This window comes from Frankia sp. CcWB2 (genome assembly GCF_977927585.1).
In genome coordinates this window covers 13,283-14,650 of sequence record NZ_CDWRCM010000046.1, presented here as the reverse complement: position 1 = coordinate 14,650, position 1,368 = coordinate 13,283, and the positions used below count along the sequence as shown (strand labels likewise).

Annotated in this window: 1 protein-coding gene and 1 pseudogene; both read left to right on the top strand. The window is 67.0% G+C overall.

Features of this window, described 5'->3' with window-relative positions; genetic code table 11:
* Window positions 1-998, top strand: a 998-nt coding sequence (locus tag ACY45C_RS07285; protein ID WP_462186871.1) for a radical SAM protein, incomplete at its 5' end; no start/stop codon positions are given.
* Between the two features lie 30 nt (window positions 999-1,028).
* Window positions 1,029-1,368, top strand: a pseudogene (locus tag ACY45C_RS07280) (YcaO-like family protein); the annotation flags it as partial.

Genomic DNA, 1,368 nt, shown 5'->3' with positions numbered 1-1,368 from the left:
GGGTGGAGTTCGACGTCGTCGACAACATCCTGGATCCCAAGTTCTTCGACAGCGTGTTGCCTGAGCTCGCCAAACGGCGCAAGGCCGGCCACGACTACCGCTTCTTTTACGAGATCAAGTCGAACCTCGTGCCCGACCAGGTCCGACAGCTTCGCGACGCGGGAGTCCACCGGATACAGCCCGGCATCGAGACGTTGAGCACACCCCTGCTGCGTAGTATCGACAAGGGTGTCGCCGTGTGGCAGAATATACGCTTCCTGCTCTTTGCGGCGCGCTACGAGCTGCTTCCGACCTGGAATATCATTTACGGGCTGCCGGGCGAGACCGACGAAGACTACGTGGCGATGGCAGACCTGGTGAAGTCACTTGTCCACCTCAAGCCGCCCGGGCTGGTCCGGCTTCAGGTCCAGCGGTTCAGCCCTTACTTCGACAAACCCGCGTCCCACGGCTTGCGGCTGCTCGGTCCCGCCGCCTACTACCGCCACCTGCACTCCGTGCCGGCGGACGAGCTCGCCGGCCTGGCGTATGCGTTCGAGTACGAGCACGTGGACGGGCACGACCCCGAACAAGCGGTCGCCCCGTTGCGTGACGCGGTCGACGCCTGGGACCGCTGCTGGACGCCCGGGCGCCACCGGTCGCTTCGATACGAGAGAGGGCCGGGGTTCCTGCGTATCCGCGACCGTCGCCCCTTGCTCCCGAGCCGCGACATCTTCCTCGACGACGTCGAGGCGGAGCTCTACCTCGCCTGCCTCGACGTCGCCACCCCGTCGAGCGCGGCGGGTCGCCTGCTTCGCGACCGCGACCTTGACCTCGATCCCGACGAAGTGCGAGCCTTTTTGACCGAGATGACCGATGCTCGCCTCGTGTTCCGGGATGGCGACCGGTTCTTGGCACTGGCCTTGCCACTGACACCCGACGCCGACCCGCCGGCCCGCTCCGCCGCGGCGCGCACGAGACCTCGCCTGCGCCTGGCGACCTCGGACCGAGATGGCAACTGACGTCGTGCATCTGGTGGCCGGAGGATCGCGATGACAGCAAAGACCTTCACCCTCGGGACCCACCGCGCGGTGGCGCCGGAAGAAACCGTCCGGCGGCTGCGCGGCCAGCTCGACATCTTCGGGATCACGAGAGTAGCGGACGTCACTGGACTGGACCGGATCGGCATACCGGTGGTGACTGCCTGCCGCCCGGCCGCTTACTCGCTGGCCGTCTCGATGGGCAAGGGCGTCACGCTTGCCGCCGCCAAAGCCTCGGCAATCATGGAATCCGTCAAGCTGTGGCACGCCGAACGGGCGAGTGTGCCGACCGTGTGGGGACCCGCCTGCGACCTTGCGCCGCGCCACCAGATAGCCGATTGGTCTGGCCTGG